Annotated in this window: 22 protein-coding genes and 3 pseudogenes; 22 read left to right on the top strand and 3 right to left on the bottom strand. The window is 35.8% G+C overall.

Annotated features, from left to right (window positions below; genetic code table 11):
• Positions 1–93 precede the first annotated feature (93 nt).
• The 11 genes and pseudogenes from ACO1DI_RS03065 to ACO1DI_RS03015 all read left to right on the top strand — a co-directional run.
• Entirely contained in the window at positions 94–660 is a 567-nt protein-coding gene (locus ACO1DI_RS03065) for an NADPH-dependent FMN reductase (protein WP_014458858.1), read from the top strand.
• Between the two features lie 174 nt (positions 661–834).
• Complete coding sequence (ycaC, locus tag ACO1DI_RS03060) at positions 835–1,479, top strand: isochorismate family cysteine hydrolase YcaC (RefSeq protein WP_014458859.1); 645 nt, start codon at positions 835–837, stop codon at positions 1,477–1,479.
• 255 nt (positions 1,480–1,734) lie between these two features.
• Positions 1,735–2,826 (top strand): low temperature requirement protein A, encoded by a 1,092-nt coding sequence (locus ACO1DI_RS03055; protein ID WP_423145071.1) that lies wholly within the window; start codon positions 1,735–1,737, stop codon positions 2,824–2,826.
• 36 nt (positions 2,827–2,862) lie between these two features.
• Positions 2,863–3,705 carry an alpha/beta fold hydrolase gene (locus ACO1DI_RS03050; RefSeq protein WP_014458861.1) on the top strand — a complete coding sequence of 281 codons (843 nt, stop codon included), beginning with the start codon at positions 2,863–2,865 and terminating at the stop codon, positions 3,703–3,705.
• Positions 3,706–4,159: 454 nt separating this feature from the next.
• A pseudogene (locus tag ACO1DI_RS03045) lies at positions 4,160–4,306 on the top strand (DJ-1 family protein); the annotation flags it as partial.
• A 240-nt stretch (positions 4,307–4,546) separates the two neighbouring features.
• Positions 4,547–4,774, top strand: a complete 228-nt coding sequence (locus ACO1DI_RS03040; protein ID WP_028414839.1) for a helix-turn-helix transcriptional regulator — start codon at positions 4,547–4,549, stop codon at positions 4,772–4,774.
• A gap of 1 nt (position 4,775) precedes the next feature.
• A complete protein-coding gene (locus ACO1DI_RS03035; RefSeq protein ID WP_423145070.1) occupies positions 4,776–5,126 on the top strand; it encodes a DUF2178 domain-containing protein in 351 nt (116 codons plus the stop codon).
• Between the two features lie 454 nt (positions 5,127–5,580).
• Complete coding sequence (locus ACO1DI_RS03030; protein ID WP_423145069.1) at positions 5,581–6,075, top strand: SF0329 family protein; 495 nt, start codon at positions 5,581–5,583, stop codon at positions 6,073–6,075.
• 87 nt (positions 6,076–6,162) lie between these two features.
• Positions 6,163–6,789, top strand: coding sequence for a hypothetical protein (locus tag ACO1DI_RS03025; RefSeq protein ID WP_423145068.1), 627 nt, complete (start codon positions 6,163–6,165; stop codon positions 6,787–6,789).
• A gap of 114 nt (positions 6,790–6,903) precedes the next feature.
• Positions 6,904–7,095, top strand: a pseudogene (locus ACO1DI_RS03020) (tautomerase family protein); the annotation flags it as partial.
• A gap of 66 nt (positions 7,096–7,161) precedes the next feature.
• A pseudogene (locus tag ACO1DI_RS03015) lies at positions 7,162–7,332 on the top strand (carboxymuconolactone decarboxylase family protein); the annotation flags it as partial.
• An 85-nt stretch (positions 7,333–7,417) separates the two neighbouring features.
• Here ACO1DI_RS03015 and lepB read toward each other — a convergent pair.
• Both lepB and ACO1DI_RS03005 read right to left on the bottom strand, forming a co-directional pair.
• Positions 7,418–7,972: a signal peptidase I gene (gene lepB, locus ACO1DI_RS03010; RefSeq protein ID WP_028414835.1), complete on the bottom strand. Its 555-nt coding sequence runs from the start codon at positions 7,970–7,972 to the stop codon at positions 7,418–7,420.
• A 404-nt stretch (positions 7,973–8,376) separates the two neighbouring features.
• Entirely contained in the window at positions 8,377–8,715 is a 339-nt protein-coding gene (locus tag ACO1DI_RS03005) for a DUF2834 domain-containing protein (RefSeq protein WP_051418592.1), read from the bottom strand.
• Positions 8,716–8,854: 139 nt separating this feature from the next.
• Between ACO1DI_RS03005 and ACO1DI_RS03000 the strand changes: the two genes are divergently transcribed.
• The 4 genes from ACO1DI_RS03000 (at position 8,855) to ACO1DI_RS02985 (ending at position 12,285) form a co-directional block, all read left to right on the top strand.
• Complete coding sequence (locus ACO1DI_RS03000) at positions 8,855–9,394, top strand: TetR/AcrR family transcriptional regulator (protein WP_186819753.1); 540 nt, start codon at positions 8,855–8,857, stop codon at positions 9,392–9,394.
• Between the two features lie 674 nt (positions 9,395–10,068).
• Positions 10,069–10,278, top strand: coding sequence for a hypothetical protein (locus ACO1DI_RS02995; protein ID WP_028414832.1), 210 nt, complete (start codon positions 10,069–10,071; stop codon positions 10,276–10,278).
• A 409-nt stretch (positions 10,279–10,687) separates the two neighbouring features.
• The gene (locus ACO1DI_RS02990; RefSeq protein WP_423145067.1) at positions 10,688–11,866 is read left to right on the top strand and encodes a DUF418 domain-containing protein; all 1,179 of its coding nucleotides are present in this window, start codon (positions 10,688–10,690) and stop codon (positions 11,864–11,866) included.
• A gap of 131 nt (positions 11,867–11,997) precedes the next feature.
• Entirely contained in the window at positions 11,998–12,285 is a 288-nt protein-coding gene (locus ACO1DI_RS02985; protein WP_155010455.1) for a 3-isopropylmalate dehydrogenase, read from the top strand.
• A 117-nt stretch (positions 12,286–12,402) separates the two neighbouring features.
• On the opposite strand, the gene ACO1DI_RS02980 is transcribed toward ACO1DI_RS02985, so the two are convergent.
• Complete coding sequence (locus tag ACO1DI_RS02980; protein ID WP_423145066.1) at positions 12,403–12,777, bottom strand: DUF5412 family protein; 375 nt, start codon at positions 12,775–12,777, stop codon at positions 12,403–12,405.
• 1,116 nt (positions 12,778–13,893) lie between these two features.
• Between ACO1DI_RS02980 and ACO1DI_RS02975 the strand changes: the two genes are divergently transcribed.
• From ACO1DI_RS02975 to ACO1DI_RS02945, 7 genes are all read left to right on the top strand, one after another.
• Positions 13,894–15,291, top strand: coding sequence for a glycoside-pentoside-hexuronide (GPH):cation symporter (locus ACO1DI_RS02975; protein WP_155007774.1), 1,398 nt, complete (start codon positions 13,894–13,896; stop codon positions 15,289–15,291).
• Positions 15,292–15,454: 163 nt separating this feature from the next.
• A complete protein-coding gene (locus ACO1DI_RS02970) occupies positions 15,455–16,135 on the top strand; it encodes a transaldolase family protein (RefSeq protein ID WP_048019356.1) in 681 nt (226 codons plus the stop codon).
• Between the two features lie 104 nt (positions 16,136–16,239).
• Positions 16,240–16,893, top strand: a complete 654-nt coding sequence (locus ACO1DI_RS02965) for a DUF4867 family protein (RefSeq protein ID WP_423145065.1) — start codon at positions 16,240–16,242, stop codon at positions 16,891–16,893.
• Positions 16,894–16,949: 56 nt separating this feature from the next.
• Positions 16,950–18,989 (top strand): alpha-glucosidase, encoded by a 2,040-nt coding sequence (locus ACO1DI_RS02960; RefSeq protein WP_423145064.1) that lies wholly within the window; start codon positions 16,950–16,952, stop codon positions 18,987–18,989.
• A 114-nt stretch (positions 18,990–19,103) separates the two neighbouring features.
• Positions 19,104–20,444 (top strand): sulfoquinovose isomerase, encoded by a 1,341-nt coding sequence (gene sftI, locus ACO1DI_RS02955; protein WP_423145063.1) that lies wholly within the window; start codon positions 19,104–19,106, stop codon positions 20,442–20,444.
• Positions 20,445–20,528: 84 nt separating this feature from the next.
• Positions 20,529–21,263 carry a GntR family transcriptional regulator gene (locus ACO1DI_RS02950; RefSeq protein WP_423145062.1) on the top strand — a complete coding sequence of 245 codons (735 nt, stop codon included), beginning with the start codon at positions 20,529–20,531 and terminating at the stop codon, positions 21,261–21,263.
• A 30-nt stretch (positions 21,264–21,293) separates the two neighbouring features.
• The gene (locus ACO1DI_RS02945; RefSeq protein ID WP_423145061.1) at positions 21,294–22,727 is read left to right on the top strand and encodes an aldehyde dehydrogenase family protein; all 1,434 of its coding nucleotides are present in this window, start codon (positions 21,294–21,296) and stop codon (positions 22,725–22,727) included.
• The last annotated feature ends 88 nt before the right edge of the window (positions 22,728–22,815 follow it).

The raw sequence follows: 22,815 nt of genomic DNA, 5'->3' as shown, positions 1-22,815 counted from the left end.
AAGAAGGAATTAATTTATCTATATATAAAACTAATATCTATATTTGAAACACCGTGGTAATATGAAATTAATTCCAAGTAAGGAGGTGAATAGATGACAAAAACCATTGGTCTTATTTGTGGAAGTTTACGAAAGAATTCGTATAACCGAATGATCGCTGAGTCATTGGCTACATTAGATGACTCAGCTCAATATCGCTGGATTGAAATAAGCAGCCTGCCTTTTTTTAATGAAGACCTAGAAGCCGACGGATCACCAGAGTCTGTCGCATCCTTTAGAGCTGCGATTCAAGATGTTGACGGCGTTATTATAGTTAGTCCAGAGTACAATTCCGGAATTACAGGAGTGTTAAAAAACGCCTTAGACTGGGCATCAAGACCTCGGACTTCTTCTGTTTTAAACAGAAAACCGGTTGGTCTCATTGGAGCAACTCCTGGAGGCTTCGGTACAGCATTTGCTCAAAAACAAACGAGAGAAGTACTGGAAGCTATGCAAGTTCATGTTTTACCATTTCAAAAAATGCTGATTTCGCAAGTTCATGAAAAAGTTGATGTTCAACAAAAGGTACTAACTGATGAATCAACAAAACGTTATCTTCAGCGCTACTTACAGCAGTTCATTCATTGGATTGATCAAGCGCCTGTTCCTGTTCTAGATTAAGAAAGAGAACACACCTCACGAACCTTCACCTCAGAAACAACTTTTCTTTCTATAGATGTTTTACCTAACAGATCATAAATGAAATCCAAAAAACCGTTCAAATTATAGACCGCTTGTAAGGAACGAAAAAGGTACGTGTATCCTTACTTGCCTTAATTTAAGGAGGATTATAAAATGTCTGATCTTTACTCTCGCCTTTCAAAAGATGATGCTGCTGTGCTTTTAGTTGACCACCAAACGGGCCTTATTTCTGGCCTTGTACGTGACTATGGGGTTGATGAATTTAAAAACAACGTATTGGCTCTTGGTGATACGGCTAAATTCTTTGATTTACCGGTTATTTTAACAACTAGCTTTGAAAATGGACCCAATGGCCCGCTCATGCAAGAACTCGTTGATTTGTTTCCTGATGCGCCAAAGATAGCTCGTCCTGGACAAATCAACGCATGGGATAACGAAGACTTTGTTAAAGCCATTGAAGCAACGGGCAAAAAACAGCTGATCATCGCGGGTGTAGTTACAGACGTCTGCGTTGCTTTTCCTGCGCTTTCTGCCATTAAAGCAGGCTACGAAGTGTTTGTTGTGACAGATGCTTCAGGTACGTTTAATAAGCAAGTAGCCGATGCAGCATTAACGCGTATGGCTCACGGGGGCGCACAGCTTATGAACTGGTTTAGCGTAGCGTGCGAGCTGCAGCGTGATTGGCGAAACGACGTTGAAGGTTTTGGCAATTTAATTTCTAGTCATCTTCCTGGATATCAAAACTTAATGGGCAGCTATAGAGGAGCTCAGCGCGATTTCAGCAAGCAGGGCGTTTAACGTAGCGGAGCTTCATTTTGGCATCGGTCGTTCTCTTTACATATAAGACATGAAAGTAGAATGGCATCTATGGAGCATTTATGTGACGGAGAAAATGTAACGACATAAGAGCAATTGTTAGATAGATGAGCCGACTGATGAACAGTCGGCTCATCTATCTTTTACTACGCTGCCTGTCATGAAGTATGCATCTCTTGTATATAAAATAAAATACATTCACTACAGCTTATAAATGATAGGAAGGGATGCGGAGTAGTGGAAGAAAAAAAAGTTACGTGGCTGGAGCTTTTTTATGATTTGTTATTTGTGGCAGCGGTTGCTACTGCTACGCATGTTTTGCTTCACGTTGAACAAGGGTATATTCATGGGGAGTACTTGTTAAAGTTTGTCTTAATTTTTATTCCTATATGGTGGGCGTGGACCGGACAAACGATGTTTATCAACCGGTTTGGACAAGACTTTTTGCATCAGCGCATCTTTATGATTCTTCAAATGCTGTTTGTTCTTATCATGATCTCAAGCCTGTCTGTAGATTTTGATCAATATTACGTCTCTTTTCTGATTGGCTATATTGGACTAAGAGCGTTAACCGCTCTTCAGTATCTTATTGTTCAAAAATTTGAACAGAGTGAGAGAAAAAAAGTTGCTGTGTTTTTAGGCACATGCTTTGGGATTGGGATCTTTATCTCGCTTCTTTCGCTTTTTTTTGATTCATGGATTCGCTACGCCGTGTTGTATACAGGAATTGCAGTGGACATGATTTTACCTATTTTAGGGCATAATAGACTGGCAAAATTACCGACCAACACCGCTCATTTATTAGAGCGCTTTGCTTTATTAACATTAATCCTGTTTGGAGAATCCGTTGTCAGCATTCTTGCTGTGATACAGCCTCAAAAAGGAGACTGGAATACAATCTTATTTGCGGTTATTTCATTTGTCCTGATCATTGCCATGTGGTGGCAGTACTTTGAGAACGTAGAAAAGAAAGTAAACAAATCTATTCAAAGAGCCGGGCAAACGATTATTTACGGACACTTACTTATCCTCATGTCTCTAAGCATGATTGCAGCATCAATTAAACTCATGTTTTTACATGAAGTTCACTATACATTCAGCTTATATTTTGTATTTGGCTCCGTGCTGCTTTACTTCATGGCAACGACTCTTGTTTTTCACCAATATAGATTCGAAGAACATCGTTTGAAAGTGTATCATTTAGGCTTGTTTTTAGGGATTTTAGCGGTATTTTTTATTGTTAACTTAATACTGATTGTTCCCAGCAAGCTCATCATAGGAGAATTAGCCATCTTTTTTATGATCTACGCTAGGGTTACGACCACTTAACCAAATAAAGAACGACTATATAATGGAGGTAGCAAAATGGCAAAAATTACGGTAGGAACAGAAAATGAAGCACCTATTGAACTATACTATGAGGATCATGGGACAGGAAAGCCGGTTGTCTTAATTCACGGCTGGCCACTAAGCGGACGATCTTGGGAATATCAAGTTCCGGCTCTTGTTGAGGCTGGGCACAGAGTCATCACGTATGACCGCCGAGGATTCGGAAAGTCTTCTCAGCCATGGGACGGCTACGATTATGATACATTTGCTGCTGATCTACATCAGTTGCTAGAACATTTGGATTTAAAAAATGTGACACTAGTCGGGTTTTCAATGGGCGGGGGAGAAGTAGCTCGCTATGTAGGAACGTACGGCACAGATAGAGTAGAAAAAGCCGTATTTGCAGGAGCTGTACCGCCGTTTCTTTACAAGTCAGAGGATCATCCTGAAGGAGCATTGGATGATGCAGGAATCCAAGAATTTGAAAACGGCGTAAAAAATGATCGCTTAGCTTTTCTTGATGATTTTACAAAAACATTTTTTGGAGCTGAAGACGGAAAGGGCTTAGTCAGCGAACCATTTCGACTGTACAACCGGGATATTGCCGCAGCCGCATCGCCTAAAGGAACACTAGACTGTATAGCTGCTTTCAGCAAAACGGATTTCAGAGATGATTTAGCCAAATTTACAATACCTGCTCTTATTATTCATGGTGATTCAGATGAGATCGTTCCATTTGAATATAGCGGAAAGCGAACGCATGAAGCCATTTCTGGTTCAAAATTAGCCTTAATAAAAGGCGGTCCACACGGCTTAAATGCAACGCATGCACACGAATTTAACGAAGCGCTGCTTTCGTTTTTAAGAGACAGAATGTAAGTGATTATTTTGTAGGTGAAAAATCTGACGTATGAATAGGAAAAAAAGAAGTTACCAATATGGTTACTTCTTTTTTGTTTTTAAGTGGTTAGGCATAGTAAGTGAATTTGCTTAACATCACTCTTTTTGTGATAGAAGATTTAAAAATGCTTTTAGTATCTTTAGAAGTCTCAACAACATATAGAATACTAATAGTTAACAAGAATGTAATAAAAAGTTCAATATAGCGTTTTGCAGATCCTCATGAAACTCCTTGCGATTAAAACCTTCGGGATCCTGAGAGGGAAGGAAGGTAGGAGATCTCATAAAGTCGGGAAATGGACTGAGAACTGAACAATACCCTCCATTTTCGATAACTATATGCTGAATTCGTTCTGCATCAGAAACGCCGTTTAACACAAATTCCCCATGAAAAGAAGGAGTAATCGTATCCTTTTTGCCTGTAATCATTCTTGTTCAAGATGATTATATTGTCGTAAACCACAATATAATTACTTCGTCAAACCCCAGCACCGGGTTTGATGTGGCCTTTTTACTATTAGAGAAATTAACTTCTTTAGAGAATGTTCAACAGGTGAAAAACTTAATGGGATTTAACTAATCAACAAATATTGTTTTTAGCGAAGAAACGAAAATGAACTGTTTTTAAACAGTAAAAGGAAATGAGTACTTTATTTTTTGATGTTGAAATAGAAAAAGAGTTAGACTCCTCGTTAAGAGTCTAACTCTTTTTATTTCCCTAAATTGTATAATAATATTTATCTTTTGTATAAGTTTACTTTACCTTTATCAAAGTTTGTTGTATTATATAGTTGTAGTCAAAAAAAGGAAGGTGATTACATTGAAAGAAAAAAATGGTGACTACGTTGAAAATAAAGTGTATGAGCACCGAGTTTTAAACAGGATGTCTCAAAAAGAATTGGCTGACGCAGTTGGTGTATCTAAACAAACTATATATGTGATGGAGAAGAATAATTATTCGCCTTCTCTTGTTTTAGCTTTTCGAATAGCTGATTTCTTTAACGTAGATGTGAACGATATTTTTAGTTATGTGAAAGGAAGGGATTAACATGATAACTGACAAAATAGAAAATGCCATTTTTACGCCTTTGAGAACCTGGACAGAACAATCAAATAGTAACTGGAATGTGCTTATTTGTATTGGATTTATATCGCTTATAGTAGGAGCGGTTTTAATATATGTTTTTCAAAAGAAAATGGGCATGAGTGTGTCTGACGAAAGAACAAGTCAAATCGGTTTAAAAAGTGCCCTCGTTGTACTGTATGGAGTCATTTTGTGCGACTTGATTTTTCCAAAAGAATATATGTGGCAAATTTTCTTCTTATTTAAATATTCCATTGCATTCATTGCTTCAGGTATATATCTTGCTGTTCGATATAAAAGGGATTTTTTAAACTAGAGAATGACGCAGATTTACCAGCAGTAAAAAAGCCATAGAAGGCTATACATTTCTTTGGCTTTAGTGTTTTAACTATAATTTTCTTACAACAACCTTATTAACTTCATGACAATCCTACTCTTATTTTTATGGTCGTCTTTAAACGAATAAGATTGATACATTCCTATAGACCAACCATCATTCATTCTCTTTCTTTAGTGCTCAACATTTCAGACATTCAATTATAGTAGACCATTGGTTACGTTTTATAAAATGAAATAGATGATGACCAATAACTAAATCATATTTATCACTAAATTTATAGTTAACTATATTCTCTACCCAGACGAGTGTGTCTCTACAGGAAAATATAGTGTTTACCGGAAAAGTATACTATAATTCATAGTAAAACAGATTCTATATTAAATTTCTCGTAAAAGCTGCCTTATCTGACAAATCGAGGCGGCTTTTACGTTTGCTATTTAAAAAATGGACAAAAGTAAAGAAAGATATGGGGAATTTAATCTGTGGTAAATTGAAGCATAGATTGAGTATTCATCTAACTAAATATAACGTTTCTCGTGGAGAGCAGACGCGTATTTGGATTACTTTAGATAAAAAGGAAGTTTTTAATGCTTCTTCAGCAGAATATTTAATGGAACATGATAACCTCTGGGAGGAAGTGAAGAGAAAAACAAGCAAACCTTTTCCCGAGTGTTTATATGAATGTTTCCCAGAATTCATTGGCCAGGTAGATGATATGGACTACACTGCAAGTATTCTAAAACATAGAGGCGTTTTTAACGCTGAACATGTTTATGGCGCTTTTATCCAGTATCCTCAGCTGACCATTCATCGAGCATTAAATTCTGAGAATATTATTCTTCAAGCTCTTGCATTAGTAGATAGAAGGTTAGGCAAGAGGACATTGGAAGCTTTAAGATATGATTCTAATGTCCCCCCCCTTTAATCATGAAATTTTATGAACTAAGATGCGAGGTTGATAACATCACGCCGTTCAAACATACGCCCAGTTAATAAAAAAGGAGGCTAAACTGTGAAGCCCACAAATTTCTTCATTAAAGATATCCAAGAATTTCAATCCACTAATAAAAATTTAAAAAGTATCTTTAACACAAATAAGGAATTGCCTGACCAAGTATTTAACCAAAGGTGTGATTATTATTTATTTGAAGAGTTCTATTGGGTGATGTGTGATGATTTTTGGCCTACCGTACAATATTTATCAAAAATCTTTAGTGAAAAGGAAGTTACAGTTGCGGTTTTAGATCCACACCCCACAAGCTATTTTTATAAAGAGTTTGGCTATTTTAATTACTTGAAGCTTCCTACTTCTTTATCAAGTGAAGAGTATAGGAATGCCTTAGAAATTGGACCGGAGGATTACCCTGCGGATGCTCCTTACTATAATTCAGAGAAGGTGGTATGGTTTTCTTCTTCTAAGCAGTGGGCGATATGGGGAGAAAGGAGCTTAGATATATGTGTCATAGGTTTTAATGAATCTGTTTTGTTAGACCATTTAATGACATCACCATCTAAATGGTCGTATTTAAATGAAGATGTTGAAGATTTAATTGGCTTAAATTTTAGAAATATGAAGCTTCCTCAAGACTTTAAAGACAGCTTATCAAAAAACTATGCTCATGATAGAGATAGTGGATGAGTATTATATTAATCTGTAAAAGGGACAAAGCTCTCTATAACTGCAAAAAAATTCTTTGCCCTGGAAGCAAAGGATTTTTTTATAGATAAATTCATTACGTTCAATAAGTTTCCTTCTATTACATGTGGGCAGGGGAGAACTATCGAGCAGAAAAAGAAGCTACATCAGTCCATTGCAGAGGGACTTCACACTGACTTAGACCTTTCTACAAACAATATCTTTATTACAGTAAACGAAACAACCCTTGAAAACTGGTCATTTGGGCAAGGAATCGCACAAATGGTTAATCAAAAGGAGGCACAATAAATATGAATAACGGTATTAATTCTAAGCTGCTGAACGACATGAGAGATCTTGCTCCTAACTTTGTGACTTTCTGCTTTAATCAGTATTGGCAACACTGAACAAATGCCTTTTCATCTGCAGCTGGCAAAAAAGAATGGAGTGACTGAAAAAGAAATTATTGCACTAATAACTCATATGGCTTTTTACGTGGGGTGGCCAAAAGCAGCTGCAGTACTGAATATAGTAGCGGAGAAATAATAAAGGTAAAGCACATAAATATCGTTATTTTTTAGTTTGTATTTAATAGAAAAAGCTCCCTTTAATAAGGGAGCTTTTAAAGACTTTATTTAATCCATTGAAATTCTTTTAAAGGCCAATAAGCTAATTTTGCTTTTCCTACGATTTTGTCTACGGAGATTGTTCCTACTTGAGGTGATCTGCTATCTAAGCTATACATTCTATTATCTCCCATGACAAACAATTGACCTTCTGGAACTGTTTTGCTGCCTGTAAAATCCTCAAGTTTAAAATCCTCAGTTAACGGGCCTGTTACTATTTCTTTTTTGTATTGATCCAAATAAGGCTCTTCATATTTTTTTCCGTTTATATATAGCGTGTCATTGCGATATTCTATATGATCACCCGGTAAACCAATTACTCTTTTAATATAGTCTTTTTCCTTTGTAGCGTGAAAAACGATAATATCAAATCTTTTTATATTATCTGGGTTATTTTTACCCATTTCATTAAGAATAATATGTTCACTATCTTTTAAAGTAGGCATCATCGATTCGCCGTCTACTACTATAGGCGTAAATATGTACTCTCTCACCACAAAAGCCAGGATACAAGCAATAATGATGGATTTGATCCACGAAAAAATCTCTTTCTGTTTCAATTTAAAACTCCTCTACAACCGTAATACATGTTTAAGAGTATAACACAATATATAGAAATAAACCTTTAATTTAACAATTAAAGGTTTACTTAGATGATTTTTTAACAAGTTCAATAAACTTCATTGCATGATTTTGATCCTGCTTTATTATCTTTACTTTTTGGGGATCTAAAAGAATCTTTTTTATTTTATTATCTTTCCAAATGATAGTGTTATAAGATGGAACCTTATATAAATCTCTAAACCACTCCTCGAAGGAAGAAACACGTACAGCAAAGATGCTCGCAAAGGCTATTAAAGTTGTACTAGAGGAAACAGCTGATTAATACTTAATTAGATAAAAAGAAAGCCTTGTTTTATTTTGCAAAAGGCTTTCTTTTTGCAATACAAAGCCTTTTAATCTGCTAAATGCGTTTGCGCAGCAACAGATACAAAAGGGGACCGAACGAGCCAATTATTAGCGTGACTAGTGCCCATGGCCAAAAAGAACGGTTTGTCTTTTTGGCATCATGCCACATCCATACAAGCACTAGAATTAGTGCTATCAATAAATCAAAGAATATTTGCATAGAAGCATAGTTGTTAAATGCCTGAGAAAAAATACCAAGAAAGCCATAATGATATACGGCCAAACCTGTTAAAACAGAAAAAGATACTAATACTAAAATAAGTAATGCTTTTGGTATTCGATCATTTCTAGAAAGTGTGTTGCTGTCCATTGCTTTGTGGTTTTTACTTATCAATTCAATCATCCCCCTTTCTTAAAATGTAGCACTCATTACATTTTTTATCAACAAAAAAATGAATGGGAATAATGCAAAGCAGCTAAGTTTCCTTCATAATTGTATCTATACGACAGAAAAAGACAGTAAGGAGCTTTATATGAAAAAAGGTGAAAAGAAAAAACAAGAAATTATAGAAAAAACGGCTGACTATATTTTATTAAATGGTCTGCAGGCCTCCAGTTTGCGAAATCTTGCGAAAGCAGCGGAAACCAGCGATAGAATGCTACTTCATTATTTTAATGACAAAGAGGAATTATTTACGGTTGTGCTATCCTTTATTTCTCAAAAGCTTATTTACATGCTTCACAATACAGAAATGGAGAAGCATTCATTTCAGACGCTAGTTCCCCATTTGTATAACATGATGAGAGATCCTGAAGTTCGTCCATACATTAAGCTGTGGCTTGAATTAGTTGCGGTTGCATCAAAAGAAGGGGACCCATTTCATTCTGTAGCAAAGGAAATCTGCGACAGCTTTTATCAGTTCTACCTAGATATCATTAAGGTAGACGAAGGAGAGGATAAAGAACAAGTAGCAGCACTAGCTCTTGTTACAATTGAAGGAATAGCTCTCTTAGATGCAGTAGGTGACGATGCTCGTATTACAAAAGCGATTGCGGCAATTAATAAGTGTTGATCTGCAATAAGCGGAAAATAGAACCCTCTCTATTTTTTGAGTGATAGGTTAGGAACATCAAACTCTAAAAGCAAGCGAGTAAGATAGATGTAACTACTTCTCCTAGAGAACTGTACAGAAGGCCATAGCAGTAGAAATGGTGGGGGTTCTCAAAATAAGAGCATAAAAAAAGCTATTTCAATCGTATTGGCATCGGAGTGAAATAGCTTTTTCTACTTTACATTCAAGAGTTTGTTAGTTCATGTGAACATCCTTACATGTGAAGTATATCACAAACTATTTTTGTTGTGAAGATGAAAAACGAAATTTGTATGACAAATTTTATTGCGTTGAGAGATTTTGAATGGGTTATTTAGCGTGGCCCTTACGCAGAGGCTATTTTAGAACAGCTGAGCATCTTAATAAAAATTGACGTCACCTCTCAATACCTCAAAAAAACCTGCTTCTTTTAAAGGAACCTTTCAACTTCTACAGATAAACAAACACTAGTTTATCAGGTATATTGTTAAGAGAAGTTTTAAGTGGTAAGTTTGTGTTCACTATATTTGGTATAATAAACATTTTTGGATGGCTACTCATGTACAGGAAATATAGATAACAGTAGCTCTGCCGATAAACAACCTTTTTAAAGAAAGCCATCTTATCGATAAAAATGATAAAAAGGAGGGACTCCAATGAAATTTGACGTACCTGAATTAGTTGAAGCAAAACGTCAAATTGATTCAACTTTACATAAACTCAGACAGACAGTAAAAACGTTTGAAGCTAAAGAAAATGCCGATAGATATAAATCTCAAATAACCTTAGCTAAAAGAAGGATACAAGCATTCGAACTTTCAGTAGCTCTTATTGAAAGGGAGATAAACGAACTTTCTAAAAGCTAGATGCCAGCTTTTAGAATATGAATTACAAAACGTTGGAAAACGTTATATTGCAGTAAAAGCATTTTAATTTATCTTCAATTGTCGTTTAGAGTGGAATATCAGAAAGAAAGAAACCTTAAAAATACTAGGGTTTCTTTTTTTGTAATTAGTACTCTGCGTAAGCCAGTATATCTTTTGGATTTTGGCTAAACCTGTTTCCAAAGCAGGCAGCCTTCGCACTTCTCAAAACGTATCTACGCTCTCTTTATTGCACTAAAAATAATTCATTCATTCATTTAAAAATAAGGGTTGAAGGTGACGCGACGTAATCTAATATAGTTGAACTATGACATATCAAGAAGGAGAGTAACGAAAATAAACAATCCTTTTTAGAAATGTATTCGGAACGTTATTAGAATGAAAGTAAAGGATGGGGGCATGGGAAGTGGAGAATAAAAAACGAATTCGCTCTTTAGATATATTAAGAGGACTAGCGATTCTGGGAACATTAGGAACAAATATTTGGCTGTTTGCCTATCTGGGAGATATAAATTATATATTTACTTTTAACCATAATCAATGGTGGTTATCAGGAGATGACTTTTTAAGAATCCTTTTTCTGTCCTTAATTAACGGAAAATTACTTGGCCTCTTAGCCATTATGTTTGGTGTTGGTTTAGAACTGAAATATCAGCAATCAAAACGATTAAATCAGACTTGGCCGGGAAGGTACATATGGCTGTCTTTACTTTTATTAATGGAAGGGCTTTTGCACTTTATTTTTGTCTTAGAGTACGACATTTTAATGTCTTATGCAGTAACTGCCATTGTCGTATCACTTATCGTAAAAATGCGAAAGAGAATGATACGAATAGCAATGATTAGTGCAGCAGCGATTCATCTTTTCTTTATAGTACTTGTGTTCTTAGGTGTGCTAACTAACTCAATAGGAGATGAGCTAGTTGCTGTGCCAAAAGAAGTGATGAACCTTTATCAACATGGATCATGGATGAATCAAATTCAGTATCGACTTTTTCATTTTTGGGAGCTGCGCACAGAAGCAATTTTCGTCATTCCATTTAATATATGTATGTTTTTAATTGGTGTTTTACTAGTGAGAATAGGGGCTTTTGACAATAACTCCAATGGTATTAATATCAGAAAGAGGATGATGAAGACAGGACTTTTAGTTGGGCTACCTCTAAACCTATTATTATTTGTTCCTGGAGGATACTTTGATTTTCCAGTAAGGTATGTGTTTGCCCCTATTTTATCGATTGGATACATGGGAGCTATTAGTTTCCTAATTGAAAAATTTCAGGCCTTTTCATTATGGAGAGTTTTAGAAAAAGTAGGTAAGATGTCTTTAAGTTGCTACGTGTTACAGAATGTTTTAAGCTCAATTTTATTTTATGGATGGGGCCTTGGATTGGGTGGACACCCTCGTTCATTCTTTGTCATTTTTGTTTGGGTATTAATCTGTTTGTTTCAAATGTTATTTGCTACTTTGTGGCTTCGTTATTTTAAAATGGGTCCTATGGAATCAGCGCGTAAACGCTTAGCCAATTTAACTATAAGGAAAAATATAAAGAAAGATCTTAAAATGTAAGTCAGCTTCTTTTGGATGAATATCAAACATGTTATAAGAAGCAAAACTTTTACATAGAATTTTATGTTAAATTGATATTAGATATTAGAAATTTTAACCAATTAATAGTCCGTAGAGGAGAATTAAAGAAAATGGCTAACTTCTTCTTAATACTTATCGGCTTCTTTATTATCATTGCAAATATCGTTGGATTTATCTCCTACCAAAAAAAGAAAAGTTTATACGCTGCTGCTTTCACAATATTGATACTGGCGGCTTTATTTGGGGCAATAGGCGGTATATTAGCACTGTTGATCATTAGAGACGCTTTTGCCATATTTTATGGTTTACAAGTTGGATACTATTTACTTATCAATAGTGCGGTTGTTCTGTTAATGGCAGTTATAGTCACAGTTATAAAACAATATAACAATAAATAAAAAATTTGCTTAGTAAGACTTATACTTCATAAATTTGTAGTTACCATAATCACCCTATAAGTAGTTAAACAACAAAAAGCTCTTTCATAAGAGCTTTTTGTTGTTTAAGAGTAGAATTTAATTATCTACATCATTAGCATTAAACGTATCTTTTGTAACGTTCAATATATGATCACTAATGTTAACTGTTTTGTTATTTACCCACTTAACTTTGGCTGTTTCCTGAGGGTAATTCCAATAGATGTTTTTCTTTTTATTAAAAACTTTATTTGTATAAGTCACTTCTCCTCTAATAGCAAAAGGTGTAGTCGCTCCACCACTTGAACGATAAATCTTTACTATGTAATCACCGTTAGGAGATGTACTTTGAGAAATATATTCTCCCTTTGGAGCAAATCGTAGATAACTAGGCGCAAAAAGAAACCACCAAACAAATCCTATAACTAGAAGAGAGCTTAATGCAGTCAAACACACTATATATCGTTTTTTCAATTTCTAACCTCTATTCAGATGGACTCAATTATAATTTTGTTCCTATCTGATTATATATCAGAATTGAGTTAAAAAATCATGAGTATTATATACAAAATCAGTTTACATAATACCTGTTTCAACAATCAAAACAGCCTTTAGATTGGTAAATCTAAAGGCTGTTAGTATATCTAGATATTTAATATTCCTTGTATGTAACAGTTACATTCTTATAATCATTAGGGCTTATTGGGTCGAATAGATAGTGGATTTTTAATTTGTTATGATTCATCCATTCTAATTTGTAGTTATTCTCGTAAAACATTCTGTAACCATCATCACCACGAATATCCACAAGTTTTTTTGATAATAATTTAAATTTCAACAGTTGATAGACCTCACTATGACGCGTTTCTTTAACCACAAAAGCTTCATTCCTGCTAGGAGAATAAAAAGTAGTGTATGCAGTATCACTATCTATAAGCAGCCACCAACAAAAATTACTTACTATGAGAAAGGTCGAACATATAACAGTAAGGGTTTTTAAAGTTTTATCTTTTAGTTTATACATAATAATCGTGGTAACGGATAATAAGATTACGGTATTTATAATAAGGTCAATAGTGTCCTGAGAAAAGTTGGTGCCTTGCACGTAAATGCCATTCAAATTTAGAACAAGCATTATAATTTTCAGTAGAATACTTAATACACAAATGAATAACGTTATAACAAAATTTCTTCCCAAATTGATTTAACCTCTTTTAATTTTTAAATTCCTTTTAACCCCATTTTATCATAATTATTCTTTGGAAAGTTCTTTATATCATGTATAAAACTAGTGCACATAACCATTCTTTCCGACACACAACCCAAAGGGATAGCTATAGATTTATTATTATTATTCAGCCTTTTATAAATAAAATAAAAAAAACACTTGATAATTTGTATGCGTTTTCATATTATAAATAAAAAGGTAGTAACTTTTTTTAAAACATTGTGATGTTATGAAGGGGGAGGTGATTTTAGTATCAACTTAGAGGAGGTTATAAGTTTGGAAGTGTATCAAAATTGTAATCTCCTATGTGATGCATGTTTAATGTGAAGTCTCAAAATGTGTTAATCAAAGGGGGAGAACTTATGGAACAGCCATTGGTTCAAAATGTAGAACATTCAATTAATACGCCTAAGAAACTAAGACTTAAAGAGAAGGTTGCTTATGGATTGGGAGATGTAGGAAATAACTTTATGTTAGACTTGGGTCAAATTTATTTGCTGAAGTTTTATACCGACGCGTTAGGCTTGCCTTCTGCAACAGCAGGTTTAGTATTTTTAATTACGAAAATATGGGATGCGTTCGCTGATATTACAGTAGGTACTTGGATTGATAATCGAAAGAAGATAGGTCCTAAAGGGAAATTTAGACCATTCTTTCTTTATGCTGCAATACCGCTTGCTTTGATAACGATAGTCAGCTTTACTAATCCCGATTTTTCAATAACCGGAAAGATTATATGGGCATATGTAACGTATATGGCATTTGGAACAATTTATAGCATTTCAAATATTCCTTATGGATCAATGGTACCTGCGATGACAAAAGATCCCGTTGAACGAGCAGAAATGGCATCATTTAGACAAGCAGGATCAAATTTAGGCCTTCTTATTACAACTGTAGGGTTTATGCCGATTGTCTTAATGTTTAACAATCAATCTACTGGTTATTTAGTGGCTGTATCTATTTTTGCATTTTTGGGCGTTTTATTACAAGTCTATTGTTATGCCAATGTAAAAGAAAGATATGTGTATGAAAAACCCCAAAACACAAATGTAAAGCTGACTGACAGCTATAAAGGTCTTTTTAAGAATACGCCTTTACTCATTCTTTGTTTAGTTAATTTGTTTACCTTTTCAGCTTTTAACGTCAAGCTTGCTGTACAAGTCTATTTTTGTCAGTACGTTTTAAAAAATGTAGCAATCGTTCCTTATATGGGCTTTTTTAGTATCGGCTGTGTATTTATCGGCGTAGCAATGGTTCCTTTCATGGTTAAAAAAATTGGAAAGAAATCTACGTACATATTAGGGTGCGCGATTTGGGCTGTAGGAGATATTTTAGCTTATGTTTTTGCAGATAACGCAGTGATTTTTATTACATTAGCTTGCTTTGCTTTCTTCGGAAGCTCATTTGTAAACAGTTTGAACTGGGCATTAGTTTCTGATGCTGTAGAGTATGGCGAATGGAAGACTGGAAATCGATCTGAAGGTGTTGTGTATTCTTTCTTTACGTTCTTCCGTAAACTTTCTCAAGCGCTTGCAGGTTTTATTCCTGGCGTTGTGTTAGGAGTTGTGGGTTACGTTCCAAACGCGGTGCAAAGTGCAAATGTACTGGAGGGAATCAGAGGGTTAATGTTTATTTATCCAAGTGCATTAGCCATTGCAACGATTGTTGTCATGTTTTTCTTTTATAAACTTTCTGATGAAAAATACAATAAAATCGTAGCGGATCTTGCTAAAAGTAAAAATAGAATACCAATGTAAGATGATAGGTAAAATGGACGAAATACAAAATTAATTTAATAATCTAGCAAAAAGTACTTGAAATATTGGTGGCGTTTTCATATTATAAATACAAAGGTTATTATAAATTATATAAAGGTCATTATCTTTTAGGGGTAATAGTCACTTAACTGGAGGTATAAAGATGAAGTATTTTTTAGATAGTGCAATTTTAGAGGAAATTCGTTACGCGTATGAAAACTGGGCAATTGATGGAGTTACAACAAACCCTCGCCACATTATGAACAGCGGTAAACCATTTTTAACGGTTCTAGATGAATTTGCAAGTGAATTTAAAGGAGTCGAAAACTTCCCAATTTCAGTGGAAATCAATCCTCATTTAGATAATGCTAGAGATATGGTAGAAGAAGGGACAAAGATTGCTAAGCTGTCGTCAAACTTTGTTATTAAAATTCCATGCACAGAGCCTGGCTTAATTGCAGCAAAGGAATTTGAAAAACAAGGTATTTCTACTAACGTCACTCTTGTCTTCTCGCCATCACAAGCACTTCAGCCTGCAAGAATCGGTGCTAAATTTGTATCTCCATTTGTCGGCTGGAAAGAAAATAGCGGGGACGATACAACTCAATACATTCAGGATATTGTGAATATCTATAAAAACTACGATTACAACACAGAAATCATTGTTGCTGCTTTACGTAATGGTAAACAAATTGTAGATGCGGCAAAAGCTGGTGCGCATATTGTGACTTGCGGATTTGATGTATATAAAGAAAGCTTCCAGCATGCGTTCACAGACTATGGTTTAAACAAATTTCGCAACGCTTGGGATAATACAGTCACAGAAGCTCCTGTCTTAAAATAAACATATGTATTTTATAAAAGGCGCCTCTTAGAATCTTATTATCTTCTTGGAGGGGCTTTTTACATAGAAAAGGAGAGAAGAAAACGTTGAGCAGCTTTCAATACATGAAAGACTTAAATAAACATGTACCTTTTTATCATATAGAGGACAGCAAATTTAAGCCTTATGGAAAGGTAATTAATGAATACGATTTCAGTGAACTAGAAACATATATGGATAGTTTAACTATTCCTCAAGATCAGAATGTATACGTAGCATCCGTTACTGAGATGGAAAACACCATTATTAAGAATCAGCTTCAAGAAGCTTTTTATGGTGAGATGCCTATTCAAATTGGATATTGTAATGGTCCTAATTCAACTTTGAATGGTCTTGAGTATCATAAAAGCAGTGAAATTAACATCGCTATAACGGATATGGTTCTTTTATTAGGTAAGGTACAGGAAGTTGAAAATAACTTTTTTAATTCAAGTGATGCAATCGCTTTCTTTGTACCTGAAGGAACAGCAGTTGAATTGTATGGTACGACATTACATTTTGCTCCTTGTAAGGTCAATAACGAAGGGTTTAAAACAGTCGTCATTTTACCTAAAGGAACAAATGATCCGTTATCAACTAATATTCAAAAAAGAACAAAAGAAGATGAGTTATTGTTTATGAAAAATAAATGGTTAATTGCTCATCCTGAAAGAGAGCAATTAATCAATAAAGGTGCACACCCAGGTATAAAAGGAGAAAATATTAAAGTTTATCAATAAAGCGCATGAATGTTAGACAAAAGACTAAGCTCTATTAATTGATGGGAGAGAGAAAAATGTCAGGTACCTTAAACGTGACTAAAGGGGTAAATGTGGAGATCTTACAAGATGGATTTGAAGTTGCTCTTAACGGTGTAGTTCTGCTTCAGCATACAATACAAAAGCCAATGCTGTTTGTTGGTTATGGAGAAGAAACGATTGAAATGTATCGAGGGAACTTTGATATTAAAGATTATGTGACTGAACGTACAGCTCTTCGCTACGCGAATGTTGAAGAAGTAGAAGGGGCTTATAAAATTGATTTCTCCAGCTTTAACAATGGAGATACTATGCTGTCTCTTATAGTTAAGGAAGAAGAGGATCGTCTAAAAGTAGAATACCAAAAACACGATGCGAACATTAACCGCTTTTGGTTACGAGTAGCTGCAGATGAACAGGAAAAAGTCTATGGATGCGGAGAACAACTTTCTCATTTTAATATGAGAGGAAAAAACTTTCCTTTATGGACATCTGAGCCGGGCGTAGGAAGAAACAAACAGACATATGTAACATGGCAAGCTGATGTAGTTGATAGAGCTGGAGGAGATTACTATAATACCAACTTTCCTCAGCCTACATATGTATCTAGTAAAAAGTACTATTGTCACGTAGAAACAACGGCATACGCGGACTTTGATTTTCGCAATGAGACGTTCCATGAACTGCAGGTTTGGGAAGTACCTGAATATATGCTGTTTGAAACGGCGGATACGTACCTTGAATTAGTTGAAAAAATTACGGGTTTATTCGGAAGACAGCCCGAGCTACCAGACTGGGTATATAACGGCGTGGTTTTAGGTATTCAAGGTGGTACAGATGTTGTTGAACAAAAATTAGAAAAAGTTTTAGCGAAAGGTATGAAGGTATCTGGAGTATGGTGCCAAGATTGGCAGGGCAAACGTATTACTTCTTTCGGCAAACGCTTAATGTGGAATTGGAAATGGAACGAGAGTGAATACCCGGAGTTAGATAAAAAAATTGCAGAGTGGAAAGAAAATGATATTCGTTTTCTAGGTTACATTAATCCATATGTAGCCATTGAAGGTGATTTATATAAGGAAGCTGAAGATAAAGGATACTTAGCATTAAATACGGAAGGAAATACGTATTTAGTGGATTTCGGTGAATTTTATTGCGGAGTTGTGGATTTTACCAACGAAGAGGCTACCCAATGGTATAAACAAGTTATTAAAGAGAACATGATTGATTTTGGATTAGACGGATGGATGGCCGACTTTGGCGAATACTTACCAACGGATGTTGTGCTCAAAAATGGAGTCGACGCTAAGATTATGCATAATGCTTGGCCGACAATGTGGGCAAAAGCGAACTATGAAGCGGTATCAGAAGCAGGAAAACTTGGTGAGATTGTATACTTTATGCGCGCCGGATATACGGGCATACAAAAATACTGTACGCTTCTTTGGGGCGGAGATCAAAGCGTAGATTGGTCGCTGGATGATGGTTTAGCTTCCGTTATTCCTGCAGCTTTATCATCAGGAATGAGTGGCTGTGGCTTACACCATAGTGATATTGGCGGGTACACAAGTCTACATGGTAATAAACGTTCAAAAGAGCTGCTGATGAGATGGGCAGAAATGGGAGCCTTCACGCCTATGATGAGAACACATGAAGGAAATCGTCCGGATGATTGTTTCCAGTTTGACGGTGATGAGGAGACACTAGAGCATTTAGCAAGAATGTCTAATGTTTATGTAACGATGGCACCTTATATTAGATCACTTGTAGAAGAAAATGCGCGACGTGGAATTCCTGTTCAGCGACCTTTGTTTATGCACTATGAAGAAGACGAAAAAACATATGATATTCAATATCAATATTTATTTGGTGAAGATGTACTTGTTGCGCCGGTTCATCAAGAAAACCAAACAGAGTGGGAAGTATATTTACCACAAGATCAGTGGGTCCATGTATGGAGCGGTGAAGAGTATACAGGAGGATCGGTTACTGTTCAAGCGCCATTAGGTTATCCACCTGTATTTTACCGTAAAAAATCTATATGGAGTGAGTTGTTTTCTAAACTACTTCACATCTAATTTAAGAGCTATTTATATAAGAAATATAGTCAAACAGAGAAATAGTATTGATAAAGGTAATGATGTATTTTAAAATGGTTATAACAAATAGTTTTACGACAAGGGGAACTCTATATGCAAAATACAACAGTTTTATATGTGCCTATAGGTAGAAAAACATTTGATATTGAAGCAGCTGAAATGTATCGTCAAAAAAGTATGGAGTGGCTGAACGGCAACTGCAGTACTCTTATTGCGCCGGAGCAAATTATAACATCAGTTGAAGAATTACAGGGATTTCTTGATTCAATTAAAGGGGATAAGATTGATACCGTCTTATATCAAAGCGTTACGTTTGCCGACGGTGAATTTATGGTTAAGATATTGGAGTATTTTAAACAGCCTGTAATTGTTTGGTCAGTACGTGAGCCAAGTGTAGGGGGACGTTTACGTTTAAACTCGCTAACAGGCGGAAATAGCACCAGTAATGTGCTGCGTAATCATCAGCATCCGTTTGCGTTTGTATTTGGAAATCCAGGTGAGAAAGCGTTGCAGGATCGTCTATTAAGACAAATTAACGTTATGCGCGTGTTAAAAGCATTAAATGAATTAAAAATTGGAGTAGTGGGAGATTATCCGCCGGGATTCTTCTTTTCACAAGCTAACGAAGATGAATTAAAAAACGCACTTGGCGTAACTCTTCATAAGATGGATTTACAAGAAGCGTTTAAAGAGTGCGTAAAACTTCCAGAACACGAATGGATAGGGGAAGTTGAGCGGGCAGAAAAGCAGGTGATTGGTCTAAATCGAAACGATGAAACCGTTGCTAAATTTGCTCAATTTTCCACTTATATTAAAAAGCACATTCAACGTGAAGAGTTAGATGCATTAGCTATGCGATGTTGGCCAGATTTCTTTAATGATTTAGGAGCTGCTCCGTGCTCAACTTTATCTCAGTTTACGGAAGACGGAATGGTGACATCCTGTGAGTCAGATATTCACGGATCAATCTCCATGTTTATCCTGCGTGAGTTAGCAGGGGGAAATGCACCTTACCTGGGAGATTTAGTTCACATAGACGAAGAAAAAAACTCAGTTGTTTTTTGGCACTGCGGTGCAGGAGCATATTCGCTTGCCAATCCTTCTACCGGAGCAACAGCAGGGGTTCATCCTAACAGAAAAATTGGTTTTGCGATGGATTTTGGATTAAAAGCAGGAGAAGTAACGATCTTCAGGGTAAGTCATACGCCTGATGGGTATCGCCTTCTAGTGATGAAAGGAGATGCCTTAGATGTAGAGCAGCCTTTTACAGGTACATCTGTAGAAGTGGAACTGGCGACAAATGCATCAGACACACTTTATGAACTTATGCATGCGGGATATGAGCCTCACTTTGCACTAGTGTATGGTGATGTGACAGAACATCTAATTGAACTAGGCCGTATGCTTAATCTAGAAACAAAAGTCTATATCTAAGAAAATCGTACTTCTCTGCTACAGTAAAAGTTAGCCAATACTATATAATAATACCAAACGCTAACTTAAAAGGAGTTTGAGAACATGAAAGATACAATAGGTTCTAATAAAAATATCGCGCTTTATCTTCAAGTAAAAGATGTCTTAATTAAACGTATACAAGAGAAAGTTTGGAAGCCGAATACGTTAATTCCAACAGAACAAGAATTAATGCAAGAATTTGATGTAAGCCGTACTACCTTAAGACAAGCTATTTCTATGCTAGTACAGGATGGACTGCTGGAAAAAAAACAAGGCAGGGGGACAATCGTAAAGCCTCAGCCACTGATCGGCGGCAGCTTAGGCAAGCTTAAAGGACTAGCAGAAGAAGTAGCGGAAAAAGGATTAACACCGAATTCAAAGCTCATTCGTACTGATTTTAAAAAAGATTTATATTATGAAACTTCCATGCTGGAATTGGATGCTGGAGAAGAGGTTTTAGTTATTGAACGAATTCGTTTTGCCGATGAGGTACCTATTGCGATTGAACGTTCTTGTTGGCCTACGCATATTGGGAAAATACTAGTTGAACAAGATTTAAATCATGCAAAATTTTATGAAGTACTAGAAGAGAATGAAATCTTCTTAAAACGAGCTAAAGAGAAGATATCAGCGATTAATGCAACCATTTATGAAGCCGATCTGTTAGGCATACGAGGCGGAGAAGCTTTACTTGAAATGACACGAGTAAGTTATGGTTTTGATGATAAACCACTTGAATTTACGGTAACAAAATATCGCAGTGATAAATATCATTACAATATTGAGCTTACAAGATAAAACGCTAATACAATTGGGGATGTGGAGATAATGACAAGTTTAACTCAAGTCAAACAATATGGTTTATATGTAAACGGGGAATGGGAAACAACAGCAGAAAAAATGGAAGTCTTAAATAAATATACGCAGCAGCCTGCAGCTGAAATCTCGGTGGCCACAAAAGACGATGTAAATAAAGCTGTAGCCAGCGCGAAAGCTGCATTAAAAAACACTTTTTCACCGTACGAACGCTACCAAGTATTAATGAAAGCAGCTGAGCTACTGCTAAGCCGCCAAGAAGAATTTGCTGAAATCTTGGCTACTGAAGTTGGTAAGTCTATTCGTGAATCTCGCGGAGAAGTTGAGCGTGCGGCTACAACTTTACAAATTTCAGCGGAAGAGGCAAAGCGTATTCATGGAGAAGGTGTGCCTGTTGAATCGGCTCAAGGCTCGGAGAATCGTATGGCTTTTACAGTAAAAGTCCCGGTTGGAGTTGTTGCAGCTATCACACCGTTTAATGTACCTATCAATCTAGTTTGTCATAAACTTGGACCGGCAATTGCAGCTGGGAATAGCGTAGTATTAAAGCCTGCTGAAGTCACTCCAATTTGTGCGCTCAAGCTAGCTGAGTTAATGGAAGAAGCAGGGCTGCCAAAAGGGCGCCTTCAAGTATTGACTGGAGATGGGGCAGAAATTGGTGAATGGTTATTAGAAAACCAGGATGTTAATATGTTTACGTTCACAGGAAGCCCAAGAGTAGGAGAACTTATCCGATCTAAGGCGGGTTTACGTAAAGTTTCACTTGAACTAGGAAATAATTCGGCTACTGTCGTACATAAAGACGCTGATTTAGAAAAAGCTGCATCTTTAATTTCTCAAAAAAGCTTTAATAACGCAGGACAAGTTTGCATTTCGGTTCAACGAATTTATGTTCATACGAATATTTATACTGCTTTTGTTAATAAGCTAAAAGAAAAAACAGAAAAGTTAGTAGTTGGTAATCCAATGGATGAGCAAACTGATATTGGACCTATGATTCGTCTTAAAGAAGCAGAGCGAGTGGAAGAATGGGTAAAAGAAGCGGTGGAAGAAGGGGCAAAAATTGAACTAGGAGGAAAGCGTGACGGTGCTTTCTATCTTCCTACAATTTTGACCAATGTAAATGATGAGATGAAAGTTTGTCGTCAAGAAGTATTCGGGCCAGTAGTAGCCATTGCTCAATATGATGAGATTGATGAAGTGATTTCAAAAGTAAATGATTCTGACTATGGGTTACAGGCAGGCCTTTTTACGAACGACTTACAGTTTGCTATGAAGGCAGCTCGTGAAATCGAAGTAGGCGGATTAATTGTAAATGATGCTTCAGCGTATCGTGTCGATCATATGCCGTATGGCGGTGTGAAAAAGAGCGGTAACGGAAAAGAAGGTCCAAAATATGCAATTGAAGAAATGACGGAAGAACGTATCATTGTTCTAAATTTATAATTTATTAGTTTAAATGAAAGACCTAGATTCTTAATTTTCTAGGTCTTTCATTTGGAAAATAACAAAGAAAAAATGACGAAGGTGAACA

This window comes from Priestia sp. 40 (genome assembly GCF_049368575.1).
Taxonomy (GTDB): Bacteria; Bacillota; Bacilli; order Bacillales; family Bacillaceae_H; genus Priestia; species Priestia zanthoxyli.
This window is presented reverse-complemented; position numbering and strand designations above follow the sequence as displayed.

Coding starts and splice junctions, on each gene's coding strand:
- ycaC (WP_014458859.1), top strand. CDS start 835: ATGTCTGATCTTTACTCTCGCCTTTCAAAAGATGATGCTGCTGTGCTT.
- ACO1DI_RS02945 (WP_423145061.1), top strand. CDS start 21,294: ATGACAAGTTTAACTCAAGTCAAACAATATGGTTTATATGTAAACGGG.
- ACO1DI_RS03035 (WP_423145070.1), top strand. CDS start 4,776: ATGATAACTGACAAAATAGAAAATGCCATTTTTACGCCTTTGAGAACC.
- sftI (WP_423145063.1), top strand. CDS start 19,104: ATGCAAAATACAACAGTTTTATATGTGCCTATAGGTAGAAAAACATTT.
- ACO1DI_RS02990 (WP_423145067.1), top strand. CDS start 10,688: ATGGGGGCATGGGAAGTGGAGAATAAAAAACGAATTCGCTCTTTAGAT.
- ACO1DI_RS02960 (WP_423145064.1), top strand. CDS start 16,950: ATGTCAGGTACCTTAAACGTGACTAAAGGGGTAAATGTGGAGATCTTA.
- ACO1DI_RS02965 (WP_423145065.1), top strand. CDS start 16,240: ATGAAAGACTTAAATAAACATGTACCTTTTTATCATATAGAGGACAGC.
- ACO1DI_RS02950 (WP_423145062.1), top strand. CDS start 20,529: ATGAAAGATACAATAGGTTCTAATAAAAATATCGCGCTTTATCTTCAA.
- ACO1DI_RS02985 (WP_155010455.1), top strand. CDS start 11,998: ATGGCTAACTTCTTCTTAATACTTATCGGCTTCTTTATTATCATTGCA.
- ACO1DI_RS02970 (WP_048019356.1), top strand. CDS start 15,455: ATGAAGTATTTTTTAGATAGTGCAATTTTAGAGGAAATTCGTTACGCG.
- ACO1DI_RS02975 (WP_155007774.1), top strand. CDS start 13,894: ATGGAACAGCCATTGGTTCAAAATGTAGAACATTCAATTAATACGCCT.
- ACO1DI_RS02995 (WP_028414832.1), top strand. CDS start 10,069: ATGAAATTTGACGTACCTGAATTAGTTGAAGCAAAACGTCAAATTGAT.
- ACO1DI_RS03000 (WP_186819753.1), top strand. CDS start 8,855: ATGAAAAAAGGTGAAAAGAAAAAACAAGAAATTATAGAAAAAACGGCT.
- ACO1DI_RS03065 (WP_014458858.1), top strand. CDS start 94: ATGACAAAAACCATTGGTCTTATTTGTGGAAGTTTACGAAAGAATTCG.
- ACO1DI_RS03050 (WP_014458861.1), top strand. CDS start 2,863: ATGGCAAAAATTACGGTAGGAACAGAAAATGAAGCACCTATTGAACTA.